Annotated in this window: 13 protein-coding genes; 3 read left to right on the forward strand and 10 right to left on the reverse strand. The window is 73.3% G+C overall.

What is annotated here, in order from left to right:
* Positions 1-485: 485 nt before the first annotated feature.
* The 4 genes from AB0D10_RS26880 to AB0D10_RS26895 all read right to left on the reverse strand — a co-directional run bounded on the left by AB0D10_RS26880 (position 486) and on the right by AB0D10_RS26895 (position 4630).
* Complete coding sequence (locus tag AB0D10_RS26880) at positions 486-1505, reverse strand: S66 peptidase family protein (RefSeq protein ID WP_360261089.1); 1020 nt, start codon at positions 1503-1505, stop codon at positions 486-488.
* A gap of 385 nt (positions 1506-1890) precedes the next feature.
* Entirely contained in the window at positions 1891-3369 is a 1479-nt protein-coding gene (locus AB0D10_RS26885; RefSeq protein WP_360261259.1) for a SulP family inorganic anion transporter, read from the reverse strand.
* A gap of 62 nt (positions 3370-3431) precedes the next feature.
* On the reverse strand, positions 3432-4034 hold the full coding sequence (locus tag AB0D10_RS26890) for a carbonic anhydrase (RefSeq protein WP_360261091.1): 603 nt from the start codon (positions 4032-4034) through the stop codon (positions 3432-3434).
* Positions 4035-4258: 224 nt separating this feature from the next.
* Positions 4259-4630 carry a hypothetical protein gene (locus AB0D10_RS26895; RefSeq protein WP_360261094.1) on the reverse strand — a complete coding sequence of 124 codons (372 nt, stop codon included), beginning with the start codon at positions 4628-4630 and terminating at the stop codon, positions 4259-4261.
* 422 nt (positions 4631-5052) lie between these two features.
* Here AB0D10_RS26895 and AB0D10_RS26900 point away from each other — a divergent pair, with 422 nt between their 5' ends.
* Both AB0D10_RS26900 and AB0D10_RS26905 read left to right on the forward strand, forming a co-directional pair.
* Positions 5053-6063 carry a beta-ketoacyl-ACP synthase 3 gene (locus AB0D10_RS26900; protein ID WP_360261096.1) on the forward strand — a complete coding sequence of 337 codons (1011 nt, stop codon included), beginning with the start codon at positions 5053-5055 and terminating at the stop codon, positions 6061-6063.
* A 19-nt stretch (positions 6064-6082) separates the two neighbouring features.
* Complete coding sequence (locus AB0D10_RS26905) at positions 6083-6331, forward strand: acyl carrier protein (RefSeq protein WP_360261098.1); 249 nt, start codon at positions 6083-6085, stop codon at positions 6329-6331.
* A 7-nt stretch (positions 6332-6338) separates the two neighbouring features.
* Here AB0D10_RS26905 and AB0D10_RS26910 read toward each other — a convergent pair whose 3' ends face one another.
* The 6 genes from AB0D10_RS26910 to AB0D10_RS26935 form a co-directional block, all read right to left on the reverse strand.
* On the reverse strand, positions 6339-7172 hold the full coding sequence (locus AB0D10_RS26910; RefSeq protein ID WP_360261100.1) for a methyltransferase: 834 nt from the start codon (positions 7170-7172) through the stop codon (positions 6339-6341).
* A gap of 53 nt (positions 7173-7225) precedes the next feature.
* On the reverse strand, positions 7226-9769 hold the full coding sequence (locus AB0D10_RS26915; protein WP_360261102.1) for an FAD-dependent monooxygenase: 2544 nt from the start codon (positions 9767-9769) through the stop codon (positions 7226-7228).
* A 1-nt stretch (position 9770) separates the two neighbouring features.
* Positions 9771-16961, reverse strand: a complete 7191-nt coding sequence (locus AB0D10_RS26920) for an amino acid adenylation domain-containing protein (RefSeq protein ID WP_360261261.1) — start codon at positions 16959-16961, stop codon at positions 9771-9773.
* A gap of 2 nt (positions 16962-16963) precedes the next feature.
* Positions 16964-18244, reverse strand: a complete 1281-nt coding sequence (locus tag AB0D10_RS26925) for a cytochrome P450 (protein WP_360261104.1) — start codon at positions 18242-18244, stop codon at positions 16964-16966.
* Positions 18245-18275: 31 nt separating this feature from the next.
* Positions 18276-19100, reverse strand: coding sequence for a methyltransferase domain-containing protein (locus AB0D10_RS26930; RefSeq protein WP_360261107.1), 825 nt, complete (start codon positions 19098-19100; stop codon positions 18276-18278).
* 404 nt (positions 19101-19504) lie between these two features.
* A complete protein-coding gene (locus AB0D10_RS26935; protein WP_360261110.1) occupies positions 19505-20056 on the reverse strand; it encodes an EF-hand domain-containing protein in 552 nt (183 codons plus the stop codon).
* A 289-nt stretch (positions 20057-20345) separates the two neighbouring features.
* Here AB0D10_RS26935 and AB0D10_RS26940 point away from each other — a divergent pair, with 289 nt between their 5' ends.
* Entirely contained in the window at positions 20346-21230 is an 885-nt protein-coding gene (locus AB0D10_RS26940; RefSeq protein ID WP_360261113.1) for an SDR family oxidoreductase, read from the forward strand.
* The last annotated feature ends 18 nt before the right edge of the window (positions 21231-21248 follow it).

Here is a 21248-nt window from a genome sequence, read left to right on the forward strand (position 1 = left end):
GAGAGGTTGTGGGCGATGGTCGCCGGCGCGTACCCAGCCCGAAGCAGCGGCTTGCCGGTCGTCGGATTCACCGAACCCGGTTGGAAGCCGCCCTGCTTGCGTTGCCGCTGCGGGTTGCGGGCCGAGCGGAGCCAACCCACCAGCGCGGCGGCCTCCGCTTCTGTCGCCTGTTCCCAGCCCACGTCCAGGGCCCACAGCACCCGGTACCACCGCAGCAGGTCGAAGCCGTAGCTGCGGCAGGTCAGCGGGCTGACACCGCCCAGCATCCGGTCTCGCAGGTAGCTGCTGACAGGGGCGACCTCCCGATCGGCCGCATCCACCACCAGCCACGGAAGCGACGGCGCGGGGCCCGCAACCACAGCCCCCACCCGAGGCAGCCGTGCTCGTCCGTCAATCAGATCTCGATGAAGTGAAGGAGTGTCATGCACGTCCGCATGCTCTTGGACCACCGCCGCCCCGTCGAGCTGGGGCCCGAGTCAGTGCAGTCAACTGACCGGCCCCGTCGACGCGTGCGGCCCTACCGCCGGTTCGAGCAGCGACAACGTCCGCTGCTGCGCATCGAGGCCGACGCGGATGCCGACCGGCATCGGCAGATTCGGGCCGGCATGCCCGAACTCGACGTTGCCCAGGACCGGGATGTCACGGTCGCCGAGGACGTCGAGGACGATCTCGGGCAGGGTCGGGGACGCGCCGGGTTCCAGCCCACTGATCTCGCGCGGAACGCCCACGACCATGCCGGAGATCCGATCGAGGATGCCGCAGTGCCGCATCACCTGCAGATAGCTCCAGACGTACGATGCGTGGCCGCCCATCTCCTCCCAGAACAGCACCGCGCCGTCGAACCGTTCGAGCGGAAGGGCGAAGGGCGTCGCCTGCGCCAGCACGATTCGGTTGATCACCCCGCCGATCAGCCGGCCTTCGGCACGACCGGGACGCCAGCATTCCCACGACGGGCTCGCAGGCAGCGCACCGATCGCCTCGGTGCCGGTCAGCAACCTGGCGTAGAGCTCTTCGAGTTCCGCCCGGCGCGCCACGGGCGCGGACTGCCAGTGCCCGCCGAAGCCGGGGACGGCCATGTCGGCGTGGAAGCCGACCAGGCCCGTGCGCGCATGGAGCACGAGGTGCAGCAGTGAGATGTCGCTGTAGCCGAGGATCGGCTTGGGATCGGCCCTGATCGCCTCGATGTCGATCAGGTCGAGGTAGCCGAGCGCCGTCTGGCCTCCGTCGCTCGCGATGATCGCGCGCACCTCGGGATCACGCAGAAGGCCGTTGAACTCCCCGGCGATCTCCGCCGGGGTGGCGGCGCTCCACCAGTGGCGGCGTCCTGCTTCGAGCAGCGGGGCCCGACGCACGCGGAATCCCATCCGTTCCAGCACCACCACCGTCCGTTCGACGTTGGGCTCGTGAGCGGCCGGCAGCGCACCGGACAGCGAGGCGATGACGACGAGGTCTCCGGGCCTCAGGGCGCGCGGTCGAAGCAGTTGGGGCAGTGCAGGACCAGTCATGGCGTCAGTGTGCCGGTGCCACTCGGCAGGATCACACGAATTTCGGCGGCCGTCCGCCCCTGCGCAAGCCCTTCTCGCCGTGGATGCCGGCTCGTTCGCGGCGCCGGGCCGCGAGGACGTCCGGATGGCGGGCGTTGGTGCTGCGCCGGCGCAGGTGGGCGGGCGGGGCGCGAGTCCGGACGGTGTGGTCGGCGTTGGTGGGAGCCGGCGACGAGGTCCGGACAGGGCCTACGTCGTGCGGCAGGCCCCCGCCCGGGCGGGGTTCGGGCTGCTGCGCCACCGGTGACGGCGGACGCCTGGCGGGGCGTGCCCCGTCGGCTCGGGCCGGTGCGTGTGGGCGGGCGCCCCGTCGGAGCGGCCCGCCCACACGCCGGCGGTCAGGACGTCAGGCGCTCACCGCCAGGGGTGGCCGCAGCCGGACGTCGGCGCTGCCCCGTGCGGCGTGCTGGTCGGCCCAGGTGAGGAGGGCGGTGCGGCAGGCGTGGTCGAGGTGTCGCAGGTCGCTCCAGTCGAGGTCGACCGCGCGGTCGGTCGGCAGGGATTCCAGGGTGTCCAGCAGCCGGGGCAGCCGCAGGAAGGTCGCGTTGCCGCTCAGCCGGACGTGCAGCGGGCCATCGTCCCCGGCGTCGGTGAGGTCGATGTGCAGTTGGGAGGTCTGCCAGGCGCTCTTGGCGACGGCGAGGGCCACCCCCAGCAGGACGCCCTCGAAGAGGTTGGTGACGACGATCGCCCCCGCGGTGGCGGTGAGCACGACGACCTCGCTGCGGTGCGCCCGCCACAGGGCGGCGCCCTGCCGCAGCGGGATCAGTTTGCCGCCGGCGTGGATCAGCACGCCGCCGAGGACGGCCAGCGGTACCAGCCCCAGGGCCGCCGGTACGAGTGCGGCGAACAGCAGCAGCCACACGCCGTGCAGGACGCGGGAGGCCTTGGTCCGGGCCCCGGCCTGGACGTTGGCGGCGCTGCGGACGATCACGGCGGTCATCGGCAGGGCGCCGAGCAGCCCGCACAGGGTGTTGCCGATGCCCTGGGAGGTGAGCTCCTTGTCGTAGTCGGTGCGGCGGCCGTCGTGCATCTGGTCGACCGCGGCGGCGCTGAACAGGCTTTCGGCGGAGGCGATGACGGCGAACGCGAGGACGGTGCCCAGGCCCGCCGCGCTCGCGACGGCGCCGAGGCCGTCGGCGGTCGGGACGGCGACGGCGCCGAGCAGGCCGTCCACCCGGACCCGGGGGACGTCCAGGTCGAAGAGCGCGGTCGCGCCCGCGGCGAGGGCGACCGCCGCCAGCGGGGCCGGCACCGCCCGGACGGGGGCGGGCAGTTTCTTCCAGCACATCAGCAGGGCCACGGTGGCGGCGGTCATGGCGACTGCGGTCATCGCGGCCCGGCCGGTCAGCCAGTCGCCGAGCAGGGCCGGGATCCCGGCGACCTTCGCGGTGCCGGAGCCCGGCGCCGACCGCCCCGAGACGGCGTAGAGCTGCCCGAGGATCAGGATCAGCCCGATCCCGGCGAGCATGCCGTGGACGACCGACAGGGAGATCGCGCGGAACCAGCGGCCCATGCGCAGCAGGCCCATCGCGACCTGGAGGAGTCCGGCTGCGAGAACGACGGCTCCCAGCGAGGGGAGCCCGAACTTCTGGACGGCGTCGTAGACGAGGACGGTCAGGCCGGCGGCCGGCCCGCTGACCTGCAGGCTGCTGCCGGGGAGCAGGCCGACGACGAGTCCGCCGACGATGCCGGTGATCAGGCCGCGTTCGGCGGGCACGCCGGAGGCGACGGCGACGCCGACGCACAGCGGGACGGCCACCAGGAAGACGACCAGGGAGGCGGGCAGGTCCCGGCGCCAGTGCGCCAACGGGGCGCGCAGCAGGGAGCGGCCGGACCGGCCGGAGGCGTCGGGGCGGTCGGAGCCGTGGGAGCGGTGGGGAGTGTTCACAGCGGCAGGAACCCCCGGTCGGAGCCGGCGAGGACGGTGCCGGTGTGCACCTCGTAGTACCAGCCGTGCAGTCGCAGGGTGCCCTCCGCCAGTCGGCGGGTCACGCCCGGGTAGGTGCGCAGCCGGTCGAGCTGGGCGTGGACGTTGCGCTGCACCGGGCGCGCGACGTCCTCGTCCTGGTCGTGGGCCGCGACGGGCGCGAGGTGGCGGGTGGGCGGGGCGGCGTGTTCGAGCCAGGTCCGGACGGCGGGCACGGGGTCCAGGTCCTCGGCCCGGACCAGGGCCCCGATGGCCCCGCAGTGGGAGTGTCCGCAGACGATGATGTCCGGGACCTGCAGGATGTCGACGGCGTACTCGATGGTGGCGGCCTCACCGCTGGGGGCGGCCGTGTCGTAGGCGGGCACGATGTTCCCGGCGGTGCGCAGCTCGAAGAGCTGGCCGGGGCGGGAGCCGGTGATCAGGGCCGGGACCACGCGGGAGTCGGAGCAGGTGATGAACAGGGCTTCGGGTGCCTGCCCGGCGGAGAGCCCGCCGAGGTCGTGGCCGCTGGTGGCGAGCCGGTGCGGGAAGACGCGGGCGTGCGTCACGAGGGACTGCATGAGGGGTCTCCTTCTTCCCGCCCGGGTGGTGCCGGGCGGGGAGCTGCTGTCGTGGGGCAGCGGAGCGGGCTGACGCGCGGACGGCCGCGGGGCCGTGGGTCCGATGGCCGGACGAGGCCCGGAGGTTCCGGGCGGTCGCCGCCCGAGGGCATGGCGAGGCCGCACGCGCCCGTCGCGGGCGCGTGCCGGAACCCGTGCGCGGTGCGGTCAGCGCGCGGGAGCCGTCAGCAGCGGAACACCTGGAGGCGCGACAGTGCGGCCGGTCTCGACCCGTTGGCGTCGGGCACGGGCCCCCTGGGCACCGGGCCGGGCGCGGGCGCGGGCGCCGCGCCGGTGCCGGTGTCGGCCGCCGCGCCGACGGCCGTCCGCGCGGCCGTGCCGCCGCTCGTACGGTGGTGGGCGGTGACGCGCGTGGTCGGTGCTTCGGTGAGGTGGTGGACCTTCCAGGCGGGGTGTCCGTCGGCGGCCGTGGACTGCGGCAGCGGCTCGGCGGCGAACGCCTGCGAGCCGGACCCGAGCGCGGCGAGCACGGCCGAGACGACCGCGGCCAGCAGGAGGGCGAGGCGCTTGCCGCGCGAGATCCGCCGTACCGTCACTGCCGCCTCCCCTCGGTCCGTCGCCGATCACCGTGGTGTCCAGCGTACCGACCGTGTGTAACCGGCACGTTGGCTCCGGACGTCGTCGAGATGAGATTTCCGCTACACGCGTGAGGGTTCTGTGCGCGTCAATCAGGCTTTGGGCACAGCGATGTGAGGAAATGTCACCTCACTACGAGGCGACCGCACATTCCGGGCGGGCGGGGCGGCCCCGCTCCTCCACGCGGCCGCCCCGGGGCTGCGAGTCGCTGGCCCCGCCGGGCTGTCGGGCGTGATACGACTGAGCCGCGCGGGACACCGCGTGTGCGTGCGACCACGCTGAGTGTTGTCGCCTTCAGTGTCCGTACGTGCCCCGCTCGTCCTGTGCCGGCGTTCCGGACGGCGGGACGTCGAACGCGGGCCGTACCGTCGAGGGTGGAGAAGTGAGGGATCAACGAGCCCCGGCGGCCGTCCTGGTGGGGGTCGGTTCGTGTCTGCCGCCGCGTCGGGTGGCCAACGGCGAGCTGGCCGAACGCCTGGGCCGAGCACCGGAGTGGATGTTCCGGCGCTCCGGCATCCGGTTCCGGCACGTCGTCGAGTCGGGAACCACCAGTGGGGACCTGGCGGTCGCGGCCGGTCGTGAGGCGCTGGCCGGGTCGGCGGTCGGCGACGTCGCAGCCGTGGTCGTCGCGACGACGTCACCGGACAGGCCGTGTCCCGGTACCGCTCCGAGCGTCGCCGCGCGGCTGGGAATGGCCGGTGCGGCCGCGTTGGACGTCCAGGCCGTGTGCGCGGGCTTCCTCTACGCCCTGGGTGTCGCACAGGGCCTGATCGCTGCGGGCACGGCCGACACCGTTCTGGCGATCGGTACCGATGTGCTGTCGTTGAGCGTCGCCCCCGACGACCCCACGAGCATGCTCTTCGGCGACGGCGCCGGCGCCGTCGTGCTCCGTTCCGGCCACCGCGACGAACCCGGCGCCCTGGGGCCGTGCGTGCTGGGCAGCGACGGCGGCGGCCTCGACCTGATCACGGTGCGCGGCGGCGGATCCGAGGAGCGATCGGCGGCACGCGGCGCCCCGGCCGATCCGTATCTGCGGCTGGAGGGCCAGGAGGTGTTCCGGCGGGCCGTGCAGCACATGGCCTCCGCCTCCCGCGCGGCGCTGGACGCCGCGGGGTGGAAGCCGCAGGAGGTGGACCGGATCGTTCCCCATCAGGCGAACGCACGGATCACCGCCATGCTCGCCGAACGGTTGGGGCTGACGGCGGACCGTGCGCTGTCCAACATCGAGCAGGTCGGCAACACGTCGGCCGCGTCGATCCCGGTGCTGCTCGATCACGCTCACCGCGCGGGGGACCTCGCGCCCGGACACCGCGTCCTGCTCACCGCCTTCGGAGGCGGACTGACCTGGGGCGCCACCACCCTGGTGTGGCCCCGCCTCACCCACCCGCACTGACCCGTTTGGGAGAAACGACGTGTACGACATCCTGATCAACGTCCTGGTCGACAGGTTCCAGGTGGAGCCCGAGCTGGTCTCCCCCGGAGCCACGCCGACGGCGCTCGGCCTGGACTCGCTGTTCGTGGTGGAGCTCTCCCTGGTGCTGGAGCAGGAGCCCGGACTGGTGATCGACCACGACGAGCTGGCGGACGCCGCCACCCTGGCCGACATCGCGCGGTTGATGCAGGACAGGGCCGACGCGTCGTCCGGGGCCGCTCGGTCGTGAGGAGGTGTCAGCGGCGGCCGTCGTCCGGGGGGCGCCGGAACGTCAGGACGTGCACGGTGAAGCGCGACCCGTCGAACTCCGCCAGGCCCGCGGCCCGCCGTTCCCTCAGGAGCCTCAGCATGGTGTCCTTGTGCTCGGCGTACGTCAGGAGCGGGATGTCCATCTCGAAGATTTCGAGCGTGCCGCTCTCGTAGCCCCGCGCGGTGAGCTCCCTGACGGTCCGGGGGACGTCGGCCAGCGAGGAGTGCGCCATCAGGAGGGTGCCGCCCGGCACGAGCAGCGCGTCGATGCGCTCGACGACGTCCTCGTACACCGCACGGCCGCCGCTGCGGGCGACGAGCGCGGTCTCCAGCCCGTCACCCCGCGCATAGCTCGGGTCGTAGGGGAGGTGCGGCGGGTTGGTGATCACGAGATCGAACCGCTCGTCGGGGCTGTACTCCCCCAGCGGCGAGGTGACGCAGGTCAGCCGGGTGGTGTCCAGGCCGTTGGCCACCACGTTGGCGGCGGTCTGGGCGGCGGAGGCGGGGTTGATGTCCAGAGCGGTCACCCGCCCGGCCCCGGCGGCGAGGAGGGCCACGCTGTAGAGGCCGGAACCCGCCCCGATGTCCAGGGCGCTGACACCCTCCAGGTCGGGGCCTCCACCGCCGTCGAGTGCGGCGATCAGGCTCAGCCCGCAGTCGGTCGGGAACAGGATCTCGGTGGGGTCCTCCACCGCGATCCGCAGCCGCGTGCCACGGAACTCGAAGATCCCGCACGAGGGCCGGGCCTCCCACAGCGAGCCGTTCTGGCCGACGGGCAGGGCACGGCGTCGGGTCAGCGCTTGGATCGGGGCGACGGTCATCGGAGCTGTGGACCTCTCGACGGTGGGTGGTGGTGCGGGACGGGTCCGACCGGTCATTCGACGAGTGCGGACAGCACGGTGCGAACGGATTCGTCGGCGATGCGCCGGGCGCGCGGCTCCGGAACGACGTGTTCGACGTAGCCGAAGTTCCAGGCGAGCCGGCCGTGGCTGGTGGTGGCCGTCGCCACGATGGTGCCCATGACCGAGATGCCCGTGACGAACTGGGCGTCGCGGACCCGCCACGGGCCCACCCGGTCGGGGAACTCGTAGCGGCCGACGTTGGACAGGCAGAGGTTGATCGGCCCCTCCTCGTCCATGAACCGCATGAACGGCCCGCTGTCGGCCGGCGACTTCGGCCCTGCCCAGCGCGGCAGGCTGAGCATGGCCAGGTGGTCCTGACGTCGGCGGCGGCGCCCGAGGTCCTGGCTGATCTCCCTGGCCATGGTCCACAGTGGCAGGCCGGGCTCGTAGCGGACCCGGGAGGGAACGGTGGCCACATAGGTGCCGACCTCGTCCGGGGCGACGGCCGGCCGGAGATCACCGCGGAAGTCGACCGGCGAGCCGATCGAGAAGTGTGCGCTCCCCCGGGTTCCCGCGTCCCGGGCGAGCGCCGTCACCATCGCGGCGGCCAGCACTCCGTGGACCGTGGTGCCGTGTCGTCCGGCCGCCCGCACCAGTTGGTCCAGCCGGTCGGCGTCGAGGAACCTGTGCACCATCCGGGTCCGCCGCTGCTCGAACGGGACCGGGTGGCTGGGGACGACCCGCTGTGCGGGCTGCCGCCGGTCGGCCTGCCGGTCCCGGAGCAGCATGGCCCTGAGCCCCGCGACCCCTGCCGCGCCCCGGTGGCGGCGAGGGAGCAGGTCCTCCGTCGCGGGTCGCGCCCGGAGCGGGGTGACCCGGAGCGGCGTGCCGGATCCGGACTGCGCAGCGAGTTCGATCCACTCCCGGAGCAGCGAGAGGCACGTCTTGCCGTCGGCGATGGTGTGCGACGCCGTCAGCACCAGGTCCTGGAAACCGCCTTCGTCCTCGCCGTCCTTCCCTCCCGAGGTGATCACCACCGCGCGCAGCAGCGGCCCGGTGCGCCAGTCGATGCCGTCCGCCAGTTCGCGGTCGTTGACCTCGCGCTCCCAGCGCGTGTCGGCCGCGGCATCGTCCGGCGGCACGCAGACGTGCCGCAGCGGGATCGGCCGCCCGTCCAGCGGGGCGAAGGCGGGGTGCGTTCCGGCGCCGCCGTCGGTGATCGCGACCCGCAGCAGGGGGTGCCGGACCTGGAGCGCGTCCAGGGCGCGGCGGTGCAGCGACGCGGGTACGTGCCCCAGGACGCGGGCCCGGGCGATGACGTTGAGGGGTGAGGTCCGGTCGACGATCCAGTACAGCCGCTCCAGGGGGCTGAGTGCGCGCTGGACGCTGCCCGGTCCGGCGGCCGGCCCGGCCGGGAAGGTGAGGGCTTGCGTGGTCTGCCGGACGAGCACCGGGCGGGGCACCAGCCGGAAGTAGCCGTCCCGGAGCAGCCTCCGCCGGGGGCGCGCGCCGTGCGTCAGGTCGCTCATCGCGCGGGATGCGGCCACCATCGCCCTGGTGCGGTCGCGGCGTCGGTCCTCGTAGGTGCGCAGGGCCGGCCCGAGGTCGTCGCCCTTCGCCGATCCGGTGAGCGTGCGGGCCAGTACGATGGCGTCCTCGATGGCCGTGCCCGCGCCCTGGGCGAGCGTGGTCAGCATGGGGTGGGCGGCGTCACCGAGGAGGGTGACGGGGCCCTCCCCCCACCGTTCCAGGAAGTCCCGGTCACGGGAGGGCACGGTGAGGATGTCCGCCGGCGGCGTGGCCTCGATCACCGCCCGCACCTCCTCGGCCCAGCCCGCGTACGCCCGCCCGAGGGTGTGCTTGACACGGTCCGGGTCGGATGCCACGGCGGACAGGCTCGTGGTCGCCCACCAGTAGCAGCGGCCGTGGCCGATGTCGATGAGGCCGAAGCGCTGTCCGTGGCCCCAGTAGTGGCGGACCCCGCCGGTGCTGAGGCGGGGGTGCCGGAAGGGGACGATGGCGAGCCCGAAACCGTAGCCGCTGTTGCGTGACTCCTCGGGGCCGACGAGGTGGCGCCGTACGGCCGAGTTGAAGCCGTCGGCGCCGATCAGGACGTCCCCGGTGGCCGAACTGCCGTCCGCGAAGCGGACGGTGACGCCCGCGCCGGCCGGCTCGAAGCCGACCGCGGTCGCTCCCAGCCGGATCGGGGTGTCCGCGGCCTCCGCCAGCAGGGCTTCCTGGAGGTCGGCGCGGCTCAGGCAGAAGCTCGGCGCGCCCACCCGGGCGCAGGCGTCCTTGAACGGCAGGTCCCTGATCAGCCGGCCGCGCCGGTCCGTGATCCGGAACGACTCCACGGCCTGGCCGCGCTTGTCCAGACCGAGGTCGATGCCGAAGGAGCTCAGGGCGGCGACGGCGTTGCTCATGACCGCCAGCCCGGATCCGGCCTCGCGCAGCCCGGTGGCGCGTTCGTACACCTCGACGTCGATGCCGACCCGCCTGAGCGCGACCGCACAGGTCAGGCCGCCGATTCCGGCCCCGATCACAAGAGCCCTGGCCTGCAGTGGAGATGATGACACGTCAGTGCTCCCGGGCGGCTGGGGCGACATCGGTCCTGACGAGATCCGCGACAGTCGCGGCCACCTGTGTCACGTACGGCTCCTCCATGATCGTCAAGTGGTCGCCGGGGACGCGGACGATGTGGATCCGGCCGCCGGTCATGCCGCTCCAGCCGTTGCAGGGGTCCTGGTGACGGGTTCCGGCCGCCCGGTGCATGGCGGACAGGACGGCGGGCAGCGGCTCCTCGGCCCGGATCAGTGTGAGGTCCTGGTCCTCGCGCGGGGGCCGGTAGGCCAACGTCGCCTGCCAGTTCCCCCGGTAGACGTCGAACAGGCGGCGGATGACGGCCCCGGAGCTGCCGGTCGGCAGGATGCCCCGTTCGCTCGCGAGGCGGGCCACGAACGCGAACTTCTCCTGCCGTGACCCGAGTTCCTCCGGGATGAGGCGTGCGGGTGACGCGGCGCCGCCCCTCGGCCAGAGCAGCTCGTGGAGGAACCACTCCAGCAGGGCGTCGTCGTCGTACCGGGCCCGCGGTCCCTCGTCCAGGGCCGTGGTGTCGAGGACCAGCAGGGTCACCTGCTCACCCGCCGCCCGCAGCCGACGGGTGATCTCGAAGGCGACGAAGCCGCCGAAGGACCACCCGCCGACGGCGTACGGGCCGTGCGGCTGCACCCTGCGCAGCGCGGCGAGGTAGCTGTCCGCGAGGTCCTCGACGCTGCGCAGCGCCGTGGTGCCGGGCTCCGCACCGGCGGCCTGGAGCGCGTACAGCGGCTGGTCGTCCGGGAGGTGCCGGGCGAAGCCGACGTAGCACAGCACGTTGCCACCCATCGGGTGCACCATGAACAGCGGCCGGCGGGTGCCGTGCGGGCGGATCGGCACCAGGGGGTCGAAGGCGGCTGCCGCCCCGCCTTCGCGCAGCCGCGCCGCGAGCCCGGCGGGGGTGGGTGTCGCGATGAACTCCGCCAGGGGGATGTGGACCCGGTAGCGCTGTTCGATCCTGACCACCAGCCGCATCGCGGCCAGGGAGGTGCCGCCGAGGTGGAAGAGACTGTCGTGCACCCCCACCGCGTCCGCGGACAGGACGTCCGCCATCATCTCGGTCAGCACCTGTTCGTACGCGTCGCGCGGACCGACGGTGGGGGTCCGGCCGGGGGTGGTCAGCCGGGCGCGGCGCAGTGCGGCGTCGTCGCGTTTGCCGCTCGGGGTCAGCGGCCACGCGGGAAGCCATTGCAGGTGTGCGGGGACCATGTAGTCGGGCAGGGTCGCGCACAGCCGCTCGCGGACGCCGGCCAGGTCCCCGTCCGTGCCCTCGCCGAGGAGGAAGGCGGCGAGGAAGGTCTCGCCGTCCTCGCGCCAACGGGCCACCACCGCGGCGTCCCGCAGGCCGGGGTACTGCTCCGCCAGGGCGGTGACGGCCAGTTCCACCTCGGCCGGCTCCACGCGGAAGCCGCGCACCTTGACCTGGGCGTCGTCGCGCCCCAGGAAGACGACGTTTCCGTCGGGGAGCACCATGCCCAGGTCGCCCGTGCAGTACAGCCGGTGGCCCCCGTCCGCGAAGGGATGCGGGAGGAACCGTTCCCCGGTCAGGTCCGGGCGGCCCTCGTAGCCGTCGGCCAGGCAGCCGCCGCCGAGGTGGATGCCGCCGCGCACCCCGACCGGGACCGGGCGCAGCCGCTCGTCCAGGACGTGTACCTCGGCCCCGTCGATGGCGCGGCCGATCGGGGGCAGTGCGGGGAAGTCCTCCGGGTCCCCGGCCATGGTGAACGCGGTGACCACGTGTGTCTCGGTCGGACCGTACTGGTTCTCCAGGACGGCTCCGGGGAGCCGGGCGCACAGCTCGCGGATCTCCTGGGTGACGCGCAGTTGCTCGCCGCAGATGATCAGGCGCCGCAGGGCCCGCGGGACGATGCCCAGGGTCCCGGCGGCTTCGGCCAGTTGCTGGAGGGCCACGGGTGGGAGGAAGACCTGCTCGACCCGCTCGCGGTCGAGCAGCCGCAGCAGGGCGGGCATGTCGCGCCGCTCGGCGTCGCGGGCCAGGCAGAGGGTGCCGCCGGAGCAGAGCGTGGAGAAGATCTCCTGGAAGGAGACGTCGAAGCTCAACGGTGCGAACTGCAGCGTCGTCGCGCCCGCGGCCCCTCCGGGCGCTCCGGTCTGCCAGGCCACCAGGCCGGCCAGGGTGCGGTGCGGCATGGCGACGCCCTTGGGCGTCCCGGTGGAGCCGGAGGTGAACAGGACGTATGCGGTGCTCCCGGCGTCAATTCCGCCCTGGGCCGGGCGCTCCGGCGTCGGTTCGGCCACCGACTCGGCGGGCAGCAGGAGGGCGGGATCACCGACGAGGTGCGCGTACGCGGACTCGGCCACCACCCGGAAGGGCCTGGACCGTTCCAGCATCGCGGCCAGTCGTGGAGCCGGGTAGCCGACGTCCAGGGGGACGACCGCGCAGTCGGCCCGCAGGACTCCCAGGAGCACGGCCATGGTCAGCGGGGAGCGGTTCATGGCGATCCCGATCCGGGCGTTCGCCGGGGCGCCCAGGGCGCTCAGTCGCCCGGCCACGTTCCCGGCGGCCTCGGCCAGCCGGGCGTAGCTCCACCGCTCGTCGCCCATCACCAGGGCGGTCGCGTCCGGGGTGCGTGCGGCCTGGTCGGCGAAGCGCGCCACGACGGTGGGGTGATCGGCGGGGGAGGCCTGGGCGGGCCGGGGGGCGAGGAAGGCGAAGTCCGGTTCCTCGTACGGCCGTTCCACCATGCGCCGCAGGATCCTGAGGTACCCGGCCGCGAAGAGGTCTCCCTGCTCGGCGGAGAACGTCGTGCCGTCGCAGTCGATCCGCAGCCACATCCGTGCGCCGTCCGGTTCGGTGACGGCGTTCACCAGGAACCGGAAGTCGTTCTCCTCCCAGCTGCGGAACTCCCTGAGCCGTAGACCGGGCAGGCCGAGGACGTGGGAGAGCTGGTGGAAGTGCACGTAGTTGAAGGCGGTGTCCAGGACGGGCCCGCCGTGGTCCTCCTGGATGGCGCTCAGCGGGTAGTGGCGGTGGGGGTGGCCTTCCTGCTCCTGGCGGAAGCCCTCGCGCGCCACGTGCAGCCAGCTGTCCAGTGCGGTGTCCAGGCGGACCGGCACGGTGTTCAGGAACAGTCCGGCGATCCGCTCGGCACCGGCCAGTTCGGGCCGGCCGTGGGTGATCAGGCCGGTGGTCACCTCCCGGGTGCCGGCGAGCACGGCGAGCGTCAGGCCGTGCGCCGCGAAGAGTACGGACTTCAGGGGCAGGGCGTGTTCCGTCGCGAAGTGCCGCACCCGCTCGACGAGGGCGTCGGGCAGGTCGACCCGCCGCGAGGCCGGCTGCCGGACGGGGCCGGGCAGGTGGGGCGCGAACGCCTCGATCGGCAGGGGGCCGCAGCCGGTCAGCTTCGTCCGCCAGTAGCGCCGTGCCTCCTCCGAGCGCAGGGCGGCCTGCTCCAGCCGTACGTGGGCCGCCGGCGACGGAAGCACCGCGTCGTCGACGGGGGCGGTTCCCAGGCCCAGACCGTGGGCGTAGTCCTGGAGCAGTTCCCGGACCAGCGTGGCGACGCTGCCGCCGTCGAGGAGCGCGTGGTGGAAGCTGAGGACCAGGTCGACGGCGGCCGCGCGCACGTGGGCGCGGAACAGGTAGAGCGGCGCCCGGTCGAAGGCGTAGGGATGGCGGCGCCTCTCCTCCACGTGCGCGCACACCTGGGCCTCGGCTGCCGCGGTGTCGAGCGGGCGCAGGTCGGCGATCTCCAGACCGCCGTGCACCCGGGGGTGGACGACCTGCAGCGGTTCGGCGCCGGACAGGTCGAAGGCCGAGCGCAGCGCCGGGTGCCGTCGCGTCAGCCGGTCGAACGAGCGGCGGAACTCCACCTCGTTCCACGGCATTTCGAGGGTGTACCGGAACACGTCGCGGTACCTGGCCGAGGCCTCGCGGCGGCGGCTGTGGTACAGCAGGCCGAGCTGGAGCCGGGTCAGTGGATGGGCGTCCTCGGCGTCGCGCAGGCGGGCCCGGTCGATGTCGGCCACCAGGGCGAACGGAGCCGGGAGAGCCTCGGCTTCGCCTGCGTCGCAGTGCTCGACGTGCGGGGCGAGGCCGGCCACCGTCGGGTTGCGGAGCAGGTCGGTGAGCGAGAAGCGCAGGCCCCGGGCCTCCGCTTCGGCGCGCACCTTGAGCATCAGGATCGAGTCGCCGCCGAGGGCGGAGTAGTCGTCGTGGATCCCCACGGCCCGATGGCCCAGGACTGCGGCCCAGACCTCGGCCAGGACCGTCTCGGTGCGGTTGCGCGGCTGCCCGCCCGCGGTGGGTTCCGCGAGGTCGTGCGGCGGGGGCAGCGCGGTGCGGTCGGCCTTGCCGCTGGGAGTGAGCGGAATGCCGTCGATCCGGGTGAAGGACGCCGGGACCATGAACGACGGCAGCGTCCGGCCGAGCCGTTCGCGCAGCACCCCCGGCTCGATCGGGGACCCGGCGACGTAGTAGCCGGCCAGGACGGTTCCCCGGTCGGCGGTGGTGCGGCCCACCACGACGGCGTCCCGTACGCCGGGGACGGCGCGCAGCGCGGCCGCGACTTCGTCGGGCTCGACCCGGTGGCCCCGGATCTTGACCTGGTCGTCGATCCGTCCGAGGTACTCCAGGGTGCCGTCCGCGAGCCACCTGGCCTGGTCGCCGCTGCGGTAGAGGCGGCCACCGGGCACGAACGGGTCCTCGCCGAAGCGTTCGGCGGTCAGCTCCGGGCGGTCGAGGTACCCGCGGGCGACTCCGGCTCCGCCGATGCACAGCTCACCCGCGGCTCCGACCGGTTGCGGCAGGTCGTCGGCGCCCAGCACGTACAGGGCGGTGTTGTCGATCGGACGGCCGATGGGCACCCGCGTGATGCCGCGGGTGGGGTCGTCGGGACAGTCGTAGGACGCGACGTCGACCGTGGCCTCGGTCGGGCCGTACAGGTTCACCAGGCGGACGGGCCACTCGCCGGCGTCCTCGCGGCGCCGCCGGGCGGCCACCCGGTTGAACTGCTCGACCCGGGCGCCGGGCAGCGCCTCACCGCTGCAGAAGACGTACCGCAGGGTCCGGACGTCCTCCCGTGAAGCCGCCGACTCCTCCAGCAGGTCGAGGAACGGGCCGAGCATCGAGGGCACGAAGTGCACGGCGGTGACCCGGTGTTCACGGATCGCCCGGACGATCTCACGCGGGTCCTTCTGGCCACCGGGCGGCAGCAGGGCCACGGCCGCGCCCTCGGCGGCCCACCAGAACAGCTCCCACACCGAGACGTCGAAGGAGGCCGGTGTCTTCTGCAGGAGGACGTCCTGGCGCCCGAGCGGGTAGCGGCGCTGCATCCACGCCAGGCGGTTGACCACGCTGTGGTGCTCGACCATGACGCCCTTGGGCCGGCCGGTCGAGCCGGAGGTGTAGATGACGTAGGCGAGGTCGTCGGCGGTGGCGACCGGCTCGACCGGGTCCGCGCCGCCGTCCAGCAGGTCCTTGACGCGTCGCACCACCGTGTCCCCGGGCAGGCCGTCGGGCGCCTCGTCGTCGACGATCACCATCGCGGCGCGGCTGTCGCGCAACAGGAGGTCCACCCGGTCGGCCGGGTAGCCGGGGTCCACCGGTACGTAGGCGCCGCCCGACTTCAGGACGCCGAGGAGCGCGACCAGCAGGTGCGGCCCGCGCTCCGTCATCACCGCGACCCGGTCCTCCGGGCCGACTCCCCCGGCGCGCAGGGACCGCGCGACGCGGTTGGCCAGTGTGTCGAGTTCGGAGTAGGTCAGCGTCTCCCCGGACGCCGCGACGACCGCGGTCCGGTCCGGCAGCCGGGCGGCCTGGGCCTCGAACAGCCCGTGCACGGTGGCCCGTTCCGCACGGGGCACCCGCCGGCCGCGGGCGCGCCCGGCGGTGAGGTCCCGGTACTCGGCCGGCGACAGCATGGGCACCTCGGCGAGCGGCCGGTCCAGCGCCTCCAGGCCGTGTTCCAGGAGCGTCGACAGGTGGCCCGCGACCGAGGCGACGGGAAGGTCCTCGTCGAAGACGTCGCAGGCGTGGTCGAGGTCGATGCGGAGGTCGGCCGTGTCGTCGAAGGCCGACACCAGGATGCCCAGCGCGTCCTGGTCGTGGGAGGGCGCCATCAGGGCCGTCCGCCGCACGATTCCGGGGACCCGGTCCCGCCGGGACCAGTTCACGGCGGAGAGCGTCACGTCGAAGAGCTGCCGCGGACCCCGGGCCGCCGCGGGCACTTCGCGCAGGATGTCACCGAGCGAGAGCCGCTCGTGCCGCCGGAGCACACGGGTCGCGTCCTGGACCTCGGCGAGCAGGTCCCCGACCGTACGGCTGCCGGGCGCCGCGACCCGCAGCGGCAGGGTGTTGGCGAACTGGCCGAGGACGTTGCGGTGATGCCCCGTCGTACGGTTGAGGAAGGGGACGCCGATGACCACCTCCTCGGTGCGGTGCAGGCGCGCCAGGTACGTCCCGACCATGGCCGCGACGTACGTGAACGGCCAGAACCCGGCCGCGCGGACCCGCCCGACGAGGGCGCCGTCGATCACGAACGAGTGCCGGCCCCGGCCGTGCGGGCCGTCGCCCCTCGCCCGCGTGAAGAGCGCGGGTGTCACGCCGTCGAGGTACTCCCGGTAGAAGGCGCGGTCACGGTCGCCGTCCGCACCGGCGCGATAGACGGCGTCCGCCTCGACGACGGCCAGGCAGGAGGACGCCGTACGGCTGCTCTGCCGCGCACCGCCGTGCGGCACCTGCCCGTAGTCCTGAAGGATCTCGTGGCCGAGCCGGTCGAGGGTCCAGCCGTCGGCGACGATGTGATGGGCCTTGACGTGCAGGTGCGTGACGTCCGGGCCCTCCAGGAGAAGAGCGGCTTCGACCAGGGCGCCGCCGGTGAGCGGCAGGGCGCCGGCCATCGACCTGCGCATCCACGCGGCACAGGCGGCACCCGGCTCGGGTTCACCCGAGAGATCGACCACGGTGACCGGGACACGCTCCTGCGCCACCCGTTGGAAGGGAACGCCGGAGCTGTCGGCGAACCTCAGCCGGAACGTCTCGTGGCGGTGCAGGGCCCGCTCCGCGCAGGCGGCGAGCCTGTCACGGTCGACACTGCCGTGCAGGCGTTCGTGGAGGACGCAGTTGAACTGCGGTGACTCCGGCGCCCGGGAGCCGACCGCCCACACGTCCTGCTGGTACGCCGTCAACCGGTGCGAGGTCTGCTGGTTCATGCTCACCTGGGGGGATTTCCTTCGTGGGGATCTCCTCCTTCGATCCGCACCGGGATCTCCTGATGCCCGTTGAAGATGAGGGAGGGCAGCGGAGCCAGAGTGCCTGCTCCGACCGCGAGTTCGAGGGCGGGGAACCGGGAGAAGAGCGCGGGCAGCGCGGTGCGCGCTTCGAGGCGGGCGAGTTCGGCGCCCAGGCAGTAGTTGGGGCCGTGGCTGAAGGCCAGGTGCTCGCGGGCGGTGGCGCGGGTGACGTCGAAGTGGTCGGCGTCGGCGCCGTGCACCCCGGGATCACGGCCGACCGCGGCGTAGTTGATGACGATGGCCTCACCCCGGGAGAAGGTCAGCCCGGTGGCCTCGTCGTACAGGTCCTCGGTGGGGAAGCGCATCATGAAACTGGCCACCGGCGCCTGGTGGCGCAGGGTCTCCTCGACGACCTGGTCCCAGCCGACCCGGCCCGAGACGGCCGGCCCGAGCTGCTCCGGGTGGGTGAGCAGGTTGACCACGGCGTGGCCCAGCAGGCTCGCCGTGGTCCCGTAGCCGGCGCCGAGCACCATCCAGATGCTGTCGGCCAGCTCACGTTCGTCGAGCAGTCCCTCGCGGTGGGCGGCGACGAGGACGCTGGCGACGTCGTCGCCGGGGTCGTCGGCCTTGAGCGCGAGCAGATCCCCGAGAAGACCCGCGGCCTCGGCGGCGGTGGCGGCCGCCTGCTCCGCGGTCAGGTTCGTGGTGAAGACGGTGTCGTTGACGGCCTGGAAGCCGTCGAGCATGGCCTCCGGCAGACCCACCAGCGCGGTGACCGTCAGCCACGGCAGCCGCGAGGCGAAGAGCGTCCGCAGGTCCACGACTCCGTCGGGGGCGGCGGCGGCCGCCCCCGCGAGGTCGTCCAGCAGAGCGGCGGTGATCTCCTCGATCCGCGGTGCGAGGGACCGCACCCGGCGAGCGGCGAACGCGGGAACCAGGAGACGCCGCAGCCGGGTGTGGTCGCGCCCGTAGGCGGTCTGGACCGTTCGGATGTCCACCCAGATGCGCAGCGGCCAGCCGGCCGGCAGGTCGCCGTCGAGGAAGGCCGGCCAGTGCTGGTGCGCGTCCTTGGACACCCTGGGGTGGACCAGCAACCGCCGGACGAGCCCCGGGTCGGTCACCGACCACGCCGGCACACCGCCGGGCAGCTCCACCCGGGCTGCCGGCCCCAGCGCACGAAGCGCCGCGGCTTCACCGTGGACGTCCGCTGCGCTGCCGTCCAGCAGGTACGGACAGTGGTTCCGGGCGGGCGGGGAGGACATGGCTCACGACCTCGCGGCGACTAGTCGGGACTCAGGGGCGAACGGCGGTCAGGAGTCCGTAGCGCAGCTGGGGCACCGCGAAGAACCACCCGCCCAGGTCGGCCGCCGTCTGCCACTCGCGCGCCGTCTCGCCGTCGGTCTCGCCGTGGGCGGCGTCCCGCCAGGCGTTGGTCATGCTGTCGTAGGAGCGCCGGACGTTCTCGGTGATGTCCGTGTGGTCCACCACCCTCAGCCCGGCTTCTCCCAGCAGCTGCCGGTACAGGTCGGTGGTCAGCGAGAACTTGAAGAACCCGTGGGCCTCGGCCATGCGGGCGGCGTCCGGGCGGTCGAGTTCGCCGTCGAGGTGGTGCTCGGCGATGACCAGCCGCGCGCCGGGGCGCAGGACCCGTGCGATGTGGCCGAGGGCCGCTTCCTTGTCCTTCATGTGCATCAGGGACTCGATGGCGTAGGCGCCGTCGAAGGACTCGTCCGGGAAGGGGAGTTCCATGGCGTCGGCCAGCCGGAACGTGGCACGGCCGGGAAGGTCCGCGGGCTGCGGGCGGCCGTTGGCCACCTCGACCTGGTAGTCGCTGACGCTGACACCGGTGATCCGCACGGCGTGGTGGGCGATGATGCGGGCCGCCGTGCTCCCGTGGCCGCACCCCACGTCGATCAGGTGTTGTCCCTCGGTCGGGGCGACGCGTTCGGCGACGAGGTCCGTCAGCCGGTCGGTCGCGGCCCGCATGGGGCTGCCGTCCGACTCGTCGTCCCAGTAGCCGACGTGGATGTTGCCGCCGAGCGCACTGTCGTACACGTCCGTGTGACGGTTGTAGAAGGTCCCCACTTCGCCGGACGTGTGGGGGTGCTGCGTCAGCATCAGATGGCCTTTCACGGTTCGTCGAGCCCGCCTGCCGGGATCCGCAGGGCTGGGCTGCCCGTCGCCGTGGGGTACGGCGACGGGCGGGGCGGAAGCTGTGTCGATGGTGACAAAGGACCTGAACAGGTCGAAACGGGCGGACCGGGCTTCACCGCATCGGGGCACGAACGTCACCCGCCCGCCGGAACGGACGTGCCGTAACCGACGGGCGGGTGGGTCGCGGCCGGGGGCCGGGGCGGAGCGGATGCGAGGCGCACGGGCCCACGGGGGAGGAGCGTCGGGGAGTGCCGGTTCCCCGGTCGCGATCGTCACGACGGGTCAGGCACCCTCACCGCACTCCGCCGTCATCCGCGCCGGCTGGTGCCCCGTGGAGCAGCAGCCGTGCCCTCCTCGCGCGGATCCGCTCAGACGTGCCCGAAGAACAGGCTGCCCGGCGCGTCCGGGTCGTTCGAGAGGAAGTGCTCGCGCACCGCGCGGATGAACTCGTGGCGCGAGATGGCGCCGTCCCCGTCGGTGTCCAGCTTGGCGAACATGTCCATCGCGTCGGGCGCGTCGCTCTTCCACACGTCCCTCAGGAAGCGGGCGAACTCGTCCTTGCTGATCTCGTTGTCGCCGTCGACGTCGATGACGTCGAAGATCGCGTGCCCGCCGCCCTCGGTCACGTTGAGCCGGCTGGTGTCGATGACCGCGAGACGGTTGGCGGTGACGAACTGGTCCTTGGTGAGCCGGTCCGCGTCCACGCCGGCGTGACGCAGCAGCTCCAGCCAGTAGATCTGGCAGAAGGTCTGGAGCGCCCTGGCCCGGCGGTCGGCCTTGTCGAGCTTGTAGGCCTGGATGTAGCGGTCGGCGAGCTTCTGGTAGTCCGACCAGTCCACGTAGCCGTCGTTGTTGGCGTCCATGGTCTGGAACGTGCGCTCCAGCTTGGCGGTGATGATGTCCGGTGTCGCAGTTGCCATGTCTCCTCCTCGGGGACAAAGGGGGCACTGGAAGCAACCATCGCGAGCCAGTCGTTGGTGCACAATCCGACAAGCCCGACCGGTCGCGCCGTTCACCTCATTGGTCGCTCCGATGCCCTCCGCTCGCCGGCTGCGGCCCGACCGGACCCGGACACGGGCGTTCCGGGCGAGTTCGTCCCGGGCTATCCCCTCGGCGCCCTCTACGGTGGGACCCGGCCGGGATCGGCCGTGGACGGACGGACCCGGCGCTTCACCGTTCGCCGCCATGTCCTGAACCCGGAGGAAGCACGTGTCGAAGTCGTCGGGTCCGGTGTCACCCTCGGGCCGCGCCGTGGTCGTCACCGGAGCCTCCTCGGGCCTCGGCGAGGCCTGTGCGCTCCAGCTGTCGCGGGTGGGCTTCCACGTCTTCGCCGGCGTCCGCCGCCCCGAGGACGGCGAACGGCTGCACGCGGCCGCGCCCGGACGGCTGACCCCGGTGGTCGTCGACGTGACGGACGAGAAGTCGGTCCAGGCCGCCGTGTACGAGGTCACCGAGTCGGCCGACGAGGCCGGGCTGTGGGGCCTGGTCAACAACGCGGGCATCGCCGTCACGGCTCCGCTGGAATGCGTGCCGAGCGAGCTCATGCGCCGCCAGCTGGACACCAACGTCACCGGTCAGCTGATCGTGATCCAGGGGTTCCTGCCGCTGCTGCGGGCCGGCACCGGGCGGATCGTCAACGTGACCTCGGGCCTCGGGAACATCGCGATCCCCTACCTCGGCGCCTACGCCGCGGCCCAGTTCGCCAAGGAGGCGCTCAGCGACGCGCTGCGACGCGAGCTCTCCCCGCAGCGGATCCCCGTGTCGGTGGTCCAGCCGGGCGCCGTCCTGACGCCGCTCTGGTCCAAGATGCGCGAAGCGGGCGACCGGGCGCTGGAGAGTGCCCCCGGGCCGGTCCGGGAGCTCTACCGCGACACCTTCCCGCCCTTCATGGAAGCCAACGAGACCCTGGCCAGGACCAGCCGCACCACTCCCGACGACGTCGCCCGGGTCGTCTTCCGGGCACTGGTCGCCGAGCGGCCGAGGACCCGCTACGGCGTCGGCCGGGATGCGATCGGCAGCCGCGTGCTGGCCAGGCTGCTGCCCGACCGGGCGATCGACCGGATCCTCGGGGACGTCGTCACGCCCGCCCGCTGACCGCCGTCCGCACGACCG

This window comes from Kitasatospora sp. NPDC048545, from assembly GCF_040651155.1.
Lineage (GTDB): Bacteria > Actinomycetota > Actinomycetes > Streptomycetales > Streptomycetaceae > Kitasatospora.